Source organism: Haladaptatus sp. HS23 (assembly GCF_056892285.1).
The window spans coordinates 117,275-131,696 of sequence record NZ_JBXGLH010000006.1 but is presented as its reverse complement, the minus strand read 5'-3'; the positions used below and the strand labels follow the sequence as shown (position 1 = coordinate 131,696).

Annotated in this window: 9 protein-coding genes; 5 read left to right on the top strand and 4 right to left on the bottom strand. The window is 48.2% G+C overall.

What is annotated here, in order from left to right; translation table 11 throughout:
* Positions 1–46 precede the first annotated feature (46 nt).
* The gene (locus tag AC1XDK_RS17045; RefSeq protein ID WP_483351163.1) at positions 47–901 is read left to right on the top strand and encodes an enoyl-CoA hydratase/isomerase family protein; all 855 of its coding nucleotides are present in this window, start codon (positions 47–49) and stop codon (positions 899–901) included.
* A gap of 114 nt (positions 902–1,015) precedes the next feature.
* Here AC1XDK_RS17045 and AC1XDK_RS17040 read toward each other — a convergent pair whose 3' ends face one another.
* Together AC1XDK_RS17040 and AC1XDK_RS17035 are read right to left on the bottom strand one after the other, a co-directional pair.
* Complete coding sequence (locus AC1XDK_RS17040; RefSeq protein ID WP_483351162.1) at positions 1,016–2,170, bottom strand: acyl-CoA dehydrogenase family protein; 1,155 nt, start codon at positions 2,168–2,170, stop codon at positions 1,016–1,018.
* 167 nt (positions 2,171–2,337) lie between these two features.
* On the bottom strand, positions 2,338–2,676 hold the full coding sequence (locus AC1XDK_RS17035) for a hypothetical protein (protein ID WP_483351161.1): 339 nt from the start codon (positions 2,674–2,676) through the stop codon (positions 2,338–2,340).
* A 639-nt stretch (positions 2,677–3,315) separates the two neighbouring features.
* Here AC1XDK_RS17035 and AC1XDK_RS17030 point away from each other — a divergent pair.
* Positions 3,316–6,486, top strand: a complete 3,171-nt coding sequence (locus AC1XDK_RS17030; protein WP_483351160.1) for an FAD-binding and (Fe-S)-binding domain-containing protein — start codon at positions 3,316–3,318, stop codon at positions 6,484–6,486.
* Positions 6,487–7,072: 586 nt separating this feature from the next.
* Here the strand turns inward: AC1XDK_RS17030 and trpD are convergent.
* Entirely contained in the window at positions 7,073–8,074 is a 1,002-nt protein-coding gene (gene trpD / locus AC1XDK_RS17025; protein WP_483351159.1) for an anthranilate phosphoribosyltransferase, read from the bottom strand.
* Positions 8,075–9,998: 1,924 nt separating this feature from the next.
* Between trpD and AC1XDK_RS17020 the strand changes: the two genes are divergently transcribed.
* Together AC1XDK_RS17020 and AC1XDK_RS17015 are read left to right on the top strand one after the other, a co-directional pair.
* Positions 9,999–11,372, top strand: coding sequence for a CoA-binding protein (locus AC1XDK_RS17020; RefSeq protein WP_483351158.1), 1,374 nt, complete (start codon positions 9,999–10,001; stop codon positions 11,370–11,372).
* 1,222 nt (positions 11,373–12,594) lie between these two features.
* The gene (locus AC1XDK_RS17015) at positions 12,595–12,873 is read left to right on the top strand and encodes a helix-turn-helix domain-containing protein (protein WP_483351157.1); all 279 of its coding nucleotides are present in this window, start codon (positions 12,595–12,597) and stop codon (positions 12,871–12,873) included.
* Between the two features lie 347 nt (positions 12,874–13,220).
* Here AC1XDK_RS17015 and AC1XDK_RS17010 read toward each other — a convergent pair whose 3' ends face one another.
* On the bottom strand, positions 13,221–13,457 hold the full coding sequence (locus tag AC1XDK_RS17010; protein WP_483351156.1) for a hypothetical protein: 237 nt from the start codon (positions 13,455–13,457) through the stop codon (positions 13,221–13,223).
* A 479-nt stretch (positions 13,458–13,936) separates the two neighbouring features.
* Between AC1XDK_RS17010 and AC1XDK_RS17005 the strand changes: the two genes are divergently transcribed.
* Complete coding sequence (locus tag AC1XDK_RS17005) at positions 13,937–14,224, top strand: hypothetical protein (RefSeq protein WP_483351155.1); 288 nt, start codon at positions 13,937–13,939, stop codon at positions 14,222–14,224.
* The last annotated feature ends 198 nt before the right edge of the window (positions 14,225–14,422 follow it).

Genomic DNA, 14,422 nt, shown 5'->3' with positions numbered 1-14,422 from the left:
TTCGTACATCAACCTATAAGTAGATGGTCCGAGGATAACATACTGCATGAATTCGTTCAGCGAGCTCGAGTTGACTGACTTCAGTACAGAAGTAAACAATCACGTCGGTATTCTTCGGGTGAACCGTCCGCCAGCGAACGCACACACTCTTGACACGGTTCTGGAACTCCAGACTGCTGTAGAGAGTGTCCGGTTCGATGACGACGTCCGTGTCGTCGTCTTTGCAAGTGGAAACGATCGATTCTTCCTGACGGGATACGACATTGAGGGGCTCCAAGAGGAATCCAGTGAGCACGTCGGGAAAGTAAGTCAGACGAGCAAAGAAGTGCTCATGAAAATGCGCGCGACGGACACACTGTTCATTGCCGCTGTCGATGGTCACTGTATGGGTGGCGGACTGGAGATTGCCCTTGCAGCAGACATCCGATACATCGGAAACGACGAGGAGTACAGTATCGGTGTTCCCGAAATTGACCTAGGTCTCATCCCCGGTGAAGCAGGCTCTCAGTTGCTGCCTCGATACATTGGCCGTTCGAAAGCACTAAAACTGATGCTGTCTGGTGATACGCTCACACCCGAGAAAGCGCATGATCTTGGATTGTTTGATGAACTCGCTACCGCGGGCGAAGCAGAGGCAGAGGCACTCGAGTTCGCACATGAGGTGGCCGAGCTCCCGAACAAAGCCGTCGGGTTCGACAAGCTTGCGGTCAATCACGGAATGGAACTTCCACTTTCGGACGCCCTGGCGTACGAGACGGAACTACAGAACCAATTACTCGACACGCCTGGTGCCAAGGAAGGAATCTCAGCGTTTCTCGAAAAGCGCAAGCCGGACTTCGTCAAGGCAGAACTTGGAGAGAAGGACGTTCCCGATCCATCAGAAGTCGACTCCGAGCGATAAGATAAAATTCGTTACAGGGATGCCCGACACGTTACTTTCCCTGAGAATCACAGGGAGCAGAAGTCGTGTAGGGGTCTAAACTAATCGATGGAAAGAGGTAATATCTGTGCGGAATCAGAGATTGAGCACAGTACCGGCAACAGTTGTCTTCTGAATCTCGGTTGTTCCACCGATGAGACTCAGAATCTTTGCATCTCGATAGTATCGTTCAAGGGGGAGATCCTTTCGATACCCCTTGCCACCGTGAATCTGAATGGCATTCCGTGTGACAAACTCTGCGGTATCACTGCCGACAAACTTGGCCTTACTAGAAGCGCGAGTGCTTCCCTCCCCTGAAGAAAGGGCAGCGGCAGAGTCGAACACTAGATGTCTGGCCGAGTCAAGTTGGGCGTCCATATCGGCGACGAGCACCTGAACTGCTTGGTAGTTCCCTACTGCTTGTCCACCTTGCTCACGACTTCCAGCATATGCCACCGCACGATCAAACGCCGACCCAGCGATTCCGGTAGCAATCGCACCGAGGCCAGTGCGTGCCATGTCTATCGTCCCCATCGCGATTCGAAATCCCTGACCAATGTCGCCAAGTAGTGCGTCATCAGGAACAGATACTTCATTGAGGGTCGTATCGCCAGTAACATGGCCACGCATGCCCATGAAACGCGTCCGGTCGAACTCGAGTCCGGAAACATTCTCGGGTCCAGGCACCAAGAAGACACTGACACCGTGGGAATCCTCTGGCGCGGGACGAGCTCTCGCTACTACGAGATGAAGATCGGCGACACCGGCATTTGTGCCAAACGCTTTCTCACCCGAAAGCAGGTAGCCGTCCTGTTGCTGCTCAGCAATCGTCTCAAGCTCTGTGGGTGAGCTACCTGCACCCGGTTCCGTCAACAGCATTGCACCGATTTTCTCACCCTCGATCATCGGTCGCAAGTGGACTTTACACTGCTCGTCCGTACCGAACCGAGCTATCGGAAGCGCCGCGAACGTGTGTCCTTGAATGCTCTCCGCGACGGCTCCGCTTTCACGAGCGACCTCCTCGACCGCAAGACAGTACGAGAGAAAATTGGAGTCTAGCCCTCCGTACTCTGAGGGGAGGAGGATTCCAAGGAGTCCGTAGTCAGCGGCAGCCTGCATAACATCACGTGGGAACTCGTCTGTCTCCTCAATCTCTTCGGCTCTCGGTGCGACGACTTCTGTGGCGAATTCATGTGCGCGGTCGCGGATCTCTTTGTTCTCAGCTGAGAGTGCTCTCTCTATAAGCGCCATATAGGTACGACTTACCGCAATTCAAATAAAACCCTCTGTCCTCAAGTTCCTCCGGTCGGTTTCCAAATCAACAACTGTTCTCTACTCTATCAGGTGCCAGAATTTCTCGGGATTTCACCCGTTCACAACTGTATAGTCGTATGTTCACCAACAGTGTGAGCTACTGGCTATTGACGCAGGTTTTGAGTGATCGCTTCGTTGAATTCAATCAGTTGTTCTGCAACGAGATTGCCACGGTTGAGTTGGTACGCGGCTTTGGAAGGAGTATCCGTATCGACTACTGTGATTAGTCCTATTTGCATTAGCTTATCAAGTGCTTCCGAGAGTTCATCTGAATCCACTCCTCCGATACGACGTAACTCGCTCTCGGTGAATGCAGCGAGGTTTTCGTCGTGTTTAGTCACCATTGCAGCAAGCACTCTGGTTTGAGGATGAAGTCCGAACACTTCGGTGAGAAGAGCATTTTCAATGAACGCTTCACTCTGCTCGTCGTTATTTGAGCTCACACCATGAAATCCGAGCGACTAACAGTTAACTGTGTGGGCAGAATCAGAGTGGTCTTTTACCGAACAGCCTCCAAGCGATGATCAAGTTGTTTTGCCGACCCAAGCGACATCGTCCCGCTAGGGTCTGAAGAACGATGAATGGGTGTCTACTTGCCTGTCGTCCTTCTCCTGGTCGCCATCCACCCTTGCGGTAAGCTCACGGATCTGACAAGGCGACGTCAGTTTGTTCACTGGATAGTTAATTCGAAATGTACGTATTGGAATCTCTCGAATTCTTATCGTACGAAAAGGATCCAAATAAAAGAGTTGAACTCAAGGACTATCTTGTGCGGTTAACGAAGGTTTATGTCTCTCGCAATCCGGTATTCATTTGGACTAAGCAAGGTGTTCATTAGACTACTGCCCGAACGCTCTACATCGAGAGCAACAATCAGCATCCCTATGCTGATATCCAAAAGCATGAATTCAATGAATAATCACCAAATAGACCACAACTATCCAATCAACGCGTTGCCCTAAAAAATATGTCAAGCTTTGACGTGGAAATCCTCCGGACCAGTGTATCACTCTTAACCAATAGCTCTTACAGAAGGGCCTGCAGTCCCATTGTCCCGATTCAACTCGGATGGGGGCTGTAAGATGGCGGGACGTGACAACGCCGGTATCGATCCGATGGAGTACGGTAACTCTGCAGATCCAACTCAATACCCAGCGACAACGTATGACTATACAGCCGACCGTGCTGACCGTTCGACGACTATCACGGATCTAGACGAACTCGTTGATGGTGACGTGCGCTTCGATGATTACACTCGACAACTGTACGCGACTGACGCGAGTGCCTACGAAATCCAGCCTATCGGGGTCGTCATGCCGACGTCAACAGTCGATGTCGCGCGGACAGTAACATACTGTGCGAAACGAGCAATTCCAGTTCTCCCCCGAGGAGGTGGCACTAGTCTCGCTGGCCAGGCTGTGAACGAGGCTGTTGTGCTCGACTTCTCGCGTTACATGGATAATATACTGACCATTGATGCCAGTGGTCGAACGGCAACCGCACAAGCTGGGACGGTACTTGCTGATCTCAACCGTGCGGTTGCCCCAGAGGGATTGAAGTTCGGCCCTGATCCGGCGGCTGGCGACCGCTCGGTGCTCGGCGGTGCCATTGGCAACAACTCGACTGGCGCTCACTCACTGGTGTACGGCAAGACCGACTACTATGTTGAGGAAGTCGAGGTAGTCCTGGCGGATGGAACGGTGACTCGTTTCGGCGAGGTTGCGGTCGACGAGTTGCGGGAGAAGTCCGACCCCAATGCGGAAGCATGGGGATCGGATGGCCCTGACAGCGATCTCCTCCCACGAATCTACGCTGAAATTATTCGCGTCCTCGACGAAGAGACCGATGAGATTGACGCTCGCTATCCGGATCTCAAGCGCAACGTCTCCGGGTACAATCTCGATGTCCTCATTAACGAAGCCAGAGGCGAGCGACCGCTTCCGGACGACTCGGGTGTCGACCCCGATAGCGACCCTGGTACGGTGAACCTCGCACGCCTTCTCGCTGGGAGCGAGGGGACGCTCGCCGTCATCACCGAGGCGACCGTCTCACTTGAACCCGTTCCGGAGACGAAGGCAGTCGCACTGCTAACCTACGAGGATGTGGTCGATGCCGCAGCCGATGTGGCGCCTATCCTCGAGCATGGCCCCGCTGCAGTCGAACTCATCGACGACGTGCTCGTCGACCTCGCGCTCGACACAGCTGAGTTCCACGACGTCGCCGCGTCGCTTCCTGATGGGACTCGCGGGGCGCTGCTGGTGGAGTTTTACGCCGACTCTGAGGCGCACGGTCATCAGCAGGTCGCTGACCTCCTCGCGGCGCGCGTCCCGTCCGCGACACCGCTCGGTGAGCCTTCGGAGGGCGTCGAACCGGCGGCCGATGCACGCGCCTTCGCCGCGATCGAAGCCCACGACGCCGAATCACGGGCAGGCCTCTGGAAGATGCGCAAGGCCGCTGCACCGATCCTGTTGTCGCGGACGACCGACGAGAAGCATATTTCGTTCATTGAGGACTGTGCCGTGCCAGCCGAACGTCTCCCCGAGTACGTCGAGCGCTTTCGAGAAGTCATCGACACTCATGACGCGAATACAAGTTTCTACGCCCACGCCGGACCGGGCGTGCTCCACGTTCGCCCGCTCGTCAATACGAAGACGGTTGAGGGGCTAGAAACCTTCGAGACCATCGCCGATGAGGTGACCGACTTTGTCGTCGAGTTCGATGGGTCGGTTTCAGGCGAGCACGGCGACGGCCGCGCCCGGACCCAGTGGAATCAGAAACTGTACGGCAACCGACTCTGGCAGGCGTTCCGCGACTTGAAATCAGCCTACGACCCCAACTGGTTGCTCAATCCGGGGAACGTCTGCGGCGTTGCCCCCGACGAGGATGTGCCGACCCACGAACCCGGGGGCGGACCGGTCGAAGCTCACAGTATGACCGAGCATCTCCGATTTGATCCGGACTACGAGTTCGACGCCGGCTTCGAGCCCGAACTCATCTGGGAAAACGAAAATGGATTCCAAGGAATGGCGGAGCTCTGTCACGGATGTGGCGGCTGTCGCGGCGAACAGGAGACCACCGGTGGCGTGATGTGTCCAACCTACCGCGCAGCCGGAGAGGAAATCCAAGCCACCCGCGGACGGGCGAACATGCTTCGGCAGGCAATGAGCGGCGAACTCTCTAAAGACGAGCAGTTCAGCGACGAATTTGCCAACGAGGTGCTTGACCTTTGTGTCGGCTGCAAAGGATGTGCCCGCGACTGCCCGAGTGAGGTTGACATGGCGAAGATGAAGGTCGAAATGCTGCACGAACGTCATCAGCGCGACGGGGCGAGCCTCCGAGACCACCTCTTCGCGAACATCGACCGACTGTCGGCGGTCGGCTCCATGCTTGCCCCACTGTCGAACGTCGCATCGACCCTTCCGGGTGCCCGGACACTCATGGAAAAGACGGTCGGCATCGCCGCTGACCGAGATCTCCCAACATTCGAGCGCGAAACTCTCCAAGATTGGTTCGAAAAGAGGGGTGGTACGACGGTTTCACAGTCGGAAGCGACCCGGTCAGTGCTGTTGTTTCCGGACACGTACACAAATTACAGCCACCCAGAAGCCGGAAAAGCTGCGGTCCGAGTACTCGAAGCTGCAGGTATATATGTCGCTCTCACAAAACAAACGGACAGTGGTCGCCCCGCCCACTCGAAGGGGTTCCTTGACAAGTCTCGACGGATTGCTAAGGAAAATGTTGAGGCGTTGACACCCCTCGTCGAAGAGAAGTGGGACGTAGTCGTTGTCGAACCGTCCGACGCGGTGATGTTTCAGTCGGACTACCTCGACCTCCTGTCTGGATCTGACGTCGAAACCCTTGCGGCGAACACTTACGGTGTCATGGAGTATCTTGACATCTTCGGGCTTGATGCGGCACTCCCTGAAACAGACACGAATACAGCACTCGCCTACCACGGTCACTGCCACCAGAAGGCAGTCAAGAAAGATCATCATGCGGTCGGCGTCTTGCGGCGGGCTGGATTCCGTGTCGACCCATTGGACTCGACGTGTTGTGGAATGGCTGGATCGTTCGGATACGAGGCAGAACACTACTCGATGAGCAAGGCAATTGGCTCTATCCTCTACGACCAAGTAGATGCGAGCCTCGGAGAGGAGGTCGTTGCTCCCGGTGCTTCCTGCCGTACGCAACTCAGCGACCACGTCGGACGTATCCAGACACCGATCGAGCGTCTCGATAGTGCACTCCAATAGTTAGCACCTCACAAAACGAATGGATGTGGGAGTGGTCTCACTTCTTCACAGACAGGGATACTGGTTGCCGTCAAAATTTATTTATCATACATCTTACGCGGAATATCTGATTGGTGGCGAAAAGGTCGTCAATGTGACCAGGACAGTGAGTGATAAACAGGGATATGGGTTCGCTTCGGTTCTCACCCCGTTGAGCCATGACGGAATTGTCAGCGGTCAGAGCTTGACTCTCAACGAAGATACTCGCTATAGTGTCGTAACCGAGTACCCCTCTCGCAGTCGTTGAAGAGATGGAATCAATTACGTCTTCACATACCCCGTCTATTTCGTGTGCCTGTGCAACAGTATTCTCAATCGTCGTATAACGACCATCCTAAGAGAAGGAATCGGGCACGAAGTTCAGAATACCCATCACCGGTGTATAGTCCGCTCTCCCAATTATCTGTGTTCTGTTAATAGAGACACTGTGCATCGACGGTTCATAGAGATGATCGTGATAAATTGAGAAACAATGTCCTTCGGCCATTGACAGCGTGGTACAGTTCAAACCCTAAATTCTTTGAGGTAACTCTCTTTGGCTACAAAACTACGCACACAGAGTTTCAAGTTTAGCGGCGGCGGCACCTGACTCGATTGCCTCGCGAGCGCAGTCAACTCCTTCCTCGAGCGTTTCAGCAAGGCCAGCGATGTACACTGTCGCACCAGCGTTCGCAAGTACGATGTCACGCTTCGCACCAGTGACCGAACCGCGGAGTATTCCGCGGAGATCTGCCGCGTTCTCCTCGGGAGTTCCACCGGATACCGATTCAATATCGTGGGTCCCCAATCCGAGGTCGGAGGGGTCGATGGTGTATTCGTCGATAGAGTCACCAGTGACTTCAGCGATGGTCGTTGCGCCATGGATTGCAATCTCATCGAGTCCGGAACCGTGTACAACGAGTGAACGGTCGACCCTCAATCGGACCAATGCCTTAGCAATAATCGGCACTAGCTCCGGATCGTAGACACCGAGTACCTGTGCGTCGGCACTAGCGGGGTTAGTTAATGGTCCGAGAATGTTGAATATAGTTCGGATTCCGAGTTCCCTGCGTGGATCGATAACCGTCTCCATCATCGGGTTGAAGACTGGTGCATGCAAGAATCCGATCCCGTCGCGCTCGATTGCGGTTTTGACGTCTTGTGGTTCCGCCTCGATACGTACACCAGCGACATCTAGTACGTCGGAGCTTCCCGAGGAAGAGGAGACCGAATAGTTTCCGTGTTTGGCGACCGTCGCGCCCGCTCCCGCTGCGACAATCGCACTGATTGTCGAAACGTTGATTGTATTGTAGTCGTCACCCCCTGTACCGCAAGTATCGACAAGTGGAAAGCCAGCAGGGTTGATTGTCCGCATCGTATCACGCATTCCTTTTGCGAAACCAGCAATCTCAGCTTCAGTTTCTCCTCTTGTGCGAAGAGAAGCGAGTAATGCACCGATCTGAGTCTCCGTGGCGTCTTTCAATAGCAATCGAGAAACTTCGCGAGCCTCCTCAACACTGAGTGTCCCTCCGTTGCTTACGTAGCTGATATAATACTCTATTGTGTTCATCGATGTTTAGTTTAGTACGATAGTAGCCAAGAGAGAGCATCAAATAACGCTTGTGGTCTAGTGTTGGGTACGAGTGGCCCACGGTCGATAGTAGTAAACCAATTACAACCCTCCCGTAGAGAGAAACCACAAAGTCGTTCAAAGTATAGGACATATGCTTGTCATCCCGGGCATCGCCCCAATTAGCCACACCGCACTTTATGTGACGAACCTCACTAAGATAGCTACGTTTTATCGAAACGTCATTTGTCACCTTGGATAAACGCACAATGAGATCGCCACTCGTCGTCACCAATAATGGCTTTCAAAACCTGCACGCTGAATATGCGCTGTCTGTGTTGGAACTTGAATACATCGTTCACCACTGCGCGAATCCACACTGCTAATAGCAGCTAACGACACACCCAATCTGGCAAAAAGCCACACACAATGCCAGTTCCCATGTTTACTCATTCACTGAATTAAGCGACCCTTGATAACATTCGATATTGAGCATTAGAGGAGTCACGTAAACATGCGGTACATTCTCGACAATATCTGTAAAATTTGTCGTTTGGAACACCACAACATGGACATATAGTTGTTCCAGCATCTTGAGATTGTTCGCTAACAGTTAGCTCAGAATTTTCATTGGATACTGAACCCATATCGAGACGTTAGTATTGATAGGATATATCAGTTTCGACAGTATAGTTACTTTAGATATAATAAATTATACATTACTAAATGTAAATAAATTAATTAGCTAATGGACCACGTCGGCAATCTAGTTATACTCTCTTATTCGTAATTTTAATTGTGATATCTAAAAGTATAGTTGTGATATCTAATAAAGGAGGAAGTTTAGAAGTGGTATGCATGTGAACAAAGCTTAGGCTCAACCTGCTAATAGATTTTTGGAAAACCACTAGAATAACGATAGTAGAGGAATTCAGAGTCGGATTCGTCAATGAAAGCGCTGCAATTGAGGTTCCAAAAACACATTTATTTTTAAAACTGTAGAAAAATCAGAGGATAGATTTGATATACCAATGTCATCTAGGTGTATGTGGAGTCTGCTGCGGTCTCATTATGAGGGAAAATTTGATTAGACGTAAGGAATGTCCCTCTCTGAATAGGAGCGTGAAGAAGATTGCGTCCTGATTTGTATTGAGGTGCTTCAATCAGATGAAAAACGAATACCGGATCGGATCCAAAACGGGTTCAAACACCTTTTTTAATGGAATCAAGGTATAAGCCTCTTCAAAATCGTATTGTCGTATTCAGTATTTGTAAACACTTATATAGAATTTTATAGTTCAAAAGTGACACAGTTAGGAGCCATCAACATTACAATAGTAGTTGTGTAATGGTCTTCGAGATTTTCTTTACGGTTATACGATCGTAAAGAATTGACACAGCAAGAGGCCCCAGAAGATAAGACCATTACAGATACAAATTGTTTGTTGTAAACAAATCTGTATACTACACTCAATACGAAAGTGAGCCTTCTGCAAATTATTCAGTAAAGACGAGGGAGACTGAAAAACATCAATATGAACTCGAAAACAAACCCAGAGTAAATGATACCACTAAAATATTGCTAAGAGATACCTCGATTAGTGCTACTGACCGATCGCTTTCATCGGTTATGGGTCCAGCAATAATTATTTGTAGTCCAATTTCAACTCTTTGCTATTTGTTGCAACTGAGACTAGCTCAATCATTCTCTACCAGCACGTCTCATTTTTACACTCACATCTGTGCCAGTAATTAGCATTACCTAGGAAAATAATACATAAAAATAAGTGAGATCCAATCATAGTCAGTGACTTATTTCTATGACCGAGTTTTTAAGCAACTATTGTGAGAATCGGAAATCATCTGTAGTTGTAGATAGTGCTGCAGCCGAAATCTATTTTATTATAATCGATTAACTCTATATATGGGATTGTCTGCCCTATTGGAGCCGAATGGAATCGCTGTTATTGGTGCCTCGAAATCGTCGGGGAAACTTGGAAATGATACAATGGCTAATGTGCAGTCGTACGACACTCCGATATATCCTGTTAATCCTTCGAGTTCAGGAAGTGTATTCGGTTATGAGTTCGTTGACTCCGTTCATGAAACAAACGCAGATTTGGCATTGTGCTGTGTACCTGGTTCGATATTGCCAGGTATTCTCGAAGAGTGTGGTGAAGCAGGCATCGGTGCAGCAGTAGTCTTCGCCGGTGGATTTGCTGAAGTCAATCAAAAAGGAAAGGATCTACAAAGAACTGTGGAACAGATTGCAGATGAATACGGTATAACCATTATCGGACCAAATACTGCAGGATATATTTTGCCTGAACGAGATCTATACGCATCGTTTGTCAGGGGCGTCAGTGACATAGAGAAGGGAAATGTCGCGGTCGTCGCTCAAAGCGGGGGGGTTGGTATGACCACCGCGTTCCAATTAGACCGAGAGGGCTATGGTGTATCAGCTATGTTTGGACTCGGAAATCGAGTAAATACAGGATTTGAAGAAATTATTCCAAAACTTGACGAGGATCCACAAACCGATGCAATTGCCCTTCACGTTGAAGGAACCAGCAATATCGAAAACATATTTGAAATTTGTCGTAATTCTACGACACCAATTATCTCCTTCAAAGCAGGGAATGAGGATATTAACGACATGGTTCAAGCACATACGGCAGCTCCCATTCAGAACTACGATACCTATAGGCAAGGGTTTTCAGGTTCGGGGAACGTATTAACTTCCTCAATAACTGAATTGATTGATGCGAGTCGAGCAATAGCAAATACACCGTCACCTAATGGACCAAATGTTGGAGTTGTTACAGCACAGGCAGGACCAGGTATTATAATCGCGGACTACCTCAAACATCGTGGAATTGAATTTCCAAATCTTGATAAGGAAACACAGGATCAGATTGACGAAATTCTCCCCGGTATCACCTTCACTGATAACCCCGTTGATACTGGACGACCTATCCCCGAGTTTGGCGACGTCATTGAGTCTGTGGCAAGGGATGAGAACATCGATATTATTCTAGTCTATCAGATCTACGAAGAGGCCATCGGTTATCCCGTCAAGACCCTAAAAACACTAACAGATGAGATTGATAAACCGATCCTCTTTACCGTCGCTGGTCCTCATGACGCTCTTGCAGAAGAACGTTGGCAAATTGAAGATCTCGGGATACCCACCTTTGATTCACCAGAAAGGGGTGCATATGCCGTTTCATCACTTGTGGAATCGATTTCTAATAACGAAAAGTCGACCCCAATGGTTGTCCACCGATCGAACCGATAAATCTATAATTATCTGCATCCCATCAGTTCATCATACTACTATTTATGCTGCGTTCAGCTGAGTAAAACCGTTCTACTAATCCTAAGGTCGGTTCGATATTACCGAAGTAGAATAGGGGCGAAGATTCAGCGAATAAACAACGAAGGAGGGTATTAGAGGCTATTTCTTTGCTTAAAAACATTTGAACGGATAACCTTCATTCATTCATTCATAGTAAAATGGTTTCAGATTCTCCTCGAGTAATCACAATGTTCTCAAACTTAGGTAACCACCAGAGATCAGCTGTGACGTACTCATTCATGTATAGAAAAGACGATCCAATATTTACATTACAATCCTATAGCTGTAACAGGCCAGTTAGGAATGCAACATTTTTCGGCATGTGGGAACACAGACAAACCTCTCTAGAACCATTGTTAACCACTTCGATAAAATCGAAGTAGTCGGGAAATCTAAATCACACACCTAAATTGACACTAAACCATTCTTAAAATATGATTATTATATAAATTCTCGATAATCTGGTTGCAAAATTGATTGAGGTGGTGTATTCACAGAGCCATTTGACGCTGTAAGAATCCAGTTGGATGCTCTCAACCTACTCAACGGAAATGAGGCTGAAGCTATAGCTGAAATCACGTGGAAACCAGTTTCTGAATCACCAACTTACCACGGTCACTGCCATCAAAAGGGTACAATGATAGATCACCACGCAGTTAGAATCCTCTAACTTGTTAGTTACGGAGCCGATCCGCTTGACTCTCGGTGTTGTGGCATGGTGGGTAGTTTTGGATAAGAGGTTCTATACTGCTTGATTAAAAAGTTACTCGCTATATTTGTTTGATCAAATAGAAGTTAACGACGCAGCGAATGTTACTGCATCGGCACCTCCTCTCGAATACAGCTTAAGGAGAGTCACGATGAATCATTATCTTCGGACAAATCATTAGCAAATAGCGAAAATGACCGTGAAAACCTCTGGCACCGGTATGACTACTTGTGGTTTCTCTACCGCGGTACCCTACCCTCTTGTTCAAAATTTTGAACACAGTGCATCGGGACCATATGTTCTACGCAAATCTTGCGAGAGTAAACGACACATTTAGTTATTTATAAGGCTGATTCAGAAAGATTTTGAAGAGTTCCCATCCTCTAATTTTTAAGTCGAAGTGTAGATTTCAACAGCCAAATTATTATACTGGTGTCCTCATAAGGTATCGTAATGCGATCCCCAGCAACTGCACAGCTTAATAGCGATAATCAGAACAGAACTAAAGCTATCGAGTTGTTATCTGAGCTACCACCGAGTGCGAAGTTAGTTGCAAAAGTACTCGATTACAATGATCCACTGTCTCAGAAACAAATTCAGGAAAAAACTCTACTTCCTGGACGGACCGTTCGTTATGCATTAAATCGGCTCGAAGAAGTGGACATAATTGAATCCCGCCCTCTACTTAGAGATGCGCGCAAGCGTTATTACTCACTCAAACTTGATAACTAAACCCTATATAAACCAGCGCTCCAGCTTCACTCATGATACCGATATCCAAACCAATAATGGAATGAATTACGAGATGCACGGAAAATTGATGAATCGAAAATACATTTTATTGTCAAAAGTCACAAACTAAACTTCTTCAGAGCAGTTATACCTACTATTGCATCGTACACTGGGCACAAACCAATTATAAGCAACAAAACGAATCAGCAAGGCGTCTCTAGGCCACCATAAACAGCCTGTAGCACGCCACAATGATCGTGGAAATCATACATACAAAGTCGACTTGAGGCACAGTCATTTGTGCAGACCAGAGTACTGTGAACTCCCCACAAGTGATAGCGATTTCGTTATTTGGCTTCGTAGTCAGTAAACCGAAGTTTTCCCTCAACCACATAGAGATAGCCGTTCATGTAGAGTCGTTCAATAATGTCCTCAGCCGCAGGTCGCTCAAGGTTCTTTTTCTCTTTGAGGGTCGCATATGCTCGCTCATATGTGAATTCTCTTTCATTCTCGAATGTTGTTGTAAGTGCGTCGAGTGCTTCTTGCGCAAGTGGTGTGTGTGGAGATGTCTCATTCGAAGTCATTGTTACTAATGGTCTTGGCAGCGGACTAAGTAAATCTTTGGACGAAAGGCGTTCGTGAGTGTCTATGATTCTTGATTGACCTTTTAACTTTATTTATTAATTAAGAATATATTGAGTGAACAAACATAGGGACTAACTCCCAAAACACTGATCGGTAGATTCATGCGAATAGTTCTATTTGAAAGTAAAGCAGGAACTCAAAGGAACTATTCGATGAATCCTTTTATGTGCTTAGTACAGAGATCGACAAAGATGGCGACTGTATACGATCACCCACCTCAAACGAGAGTTTACAAACGATCCACTAAACTCTGATGAAATGTGCCATATTTCAATAGTTGATTGCGCGACGATAGTTGAAGAACCACCTGTAGAAAGTGGAGAACGCCGGGTGGTGAAGATTGAGGCGATCGGTGAGAAAGTCAAAAATTGGCGCAGAGATAAGAGTTAACAAATACCGTTCTAAGTCATTATGTAGAATGATCAGTAACGCTGAACAGCAAATAGAGATGCTTGAACGACATCTCGAATTGCTCCAGTATATCGTGACAGACCAACCAATCGGAATCGTGAAACTATCTAAAGAGTCCGGTCATCCAAGACATAAAGTGAGATATTCATTACGGATATTAGAAGATGAAAGCCTAATCGTTCCAACACAGAACGGTGCAGTTACAACTGATCAGAGTTCCGAATTTATTAGTGAGATAAATAGAAAACTCGATGACCTAGAACAGAGATTCGCTACAATGAAAATAGATGTGTAGAAGCGACCCTTAGTATGCTGAGAAAGACTTACTACCGAACGATCCAGAATGTTAGCATATTATAATAACCAAACAATTAGATAAAATCAAGTTATTCTATCAGAAGAGCATATGATTGTAAACGTCGTACGTAACCGAAGGATGATCAGATAAGCACAATACATTCGATAACGATTCCTTTTTGAATAAACAATATCC

Excerpts from the sequence above, each read along its gene's own strand:
- AC1XDK_RS17045 (WP_483351163.1), top strand. The coding sequence starts at position 47 with ATGAATTCGTTCAGCGAGCTCGAGTTGACTGACTTCAGTACAGAAGTA.
- AC1XDK_RS17040 (WP_483351162.1), bottom strand. The coding sequence starts at position 2,170 with ATGGCGCTTATAGAGAGAGCACTCTCAGCTGAGAACAAAGAGATCCGC.
- AC1XDK_RS17030 (WP_483351160.1), top strand. The coding sequence starts at position 3,316 with ATGGCGGGACGTGACAACGCCGGTATCGATCCGATGGAGTACGGTAAC.
- trpD (WP_483351159.1), bottom strand. The coding sequence starts at position 8,074 with ATGAACACAATAGAGTATTATATCAGCTACGTAAGCAACGGAGGGACA.
- AC1XDK_RS17020 (WP_483351158.1), top strand. The coding sequence starts at position 9,999 with ATGGGATTGTCTGCCCTATTGGAGCCGAATGGAATCGCTGTTATTGGT.
- AC1XDK_RS17015 (WP_483351157.1), top strand. The coding sequence starts at position 12,595 with ATGCGATCCCCAGCAACTGCACAGCTTAATAGCGATAATCAGAACAGA.
- AC1XDK_RS17010 (WP_483351156.1), bottom strand. The coding sequence starts at position 13,457 with ATGACTTCGAATGAGACATCTCCACACACACCACTTGCGCAAGAAGCA.
- AC1XDK_RS17005 (WP_483351155.1), top strand. The coding sequence starts at position 13,937 with ATGATCAGTAACGCTGAACAGCAAATAGAGATGCTTGAACGACATCTC.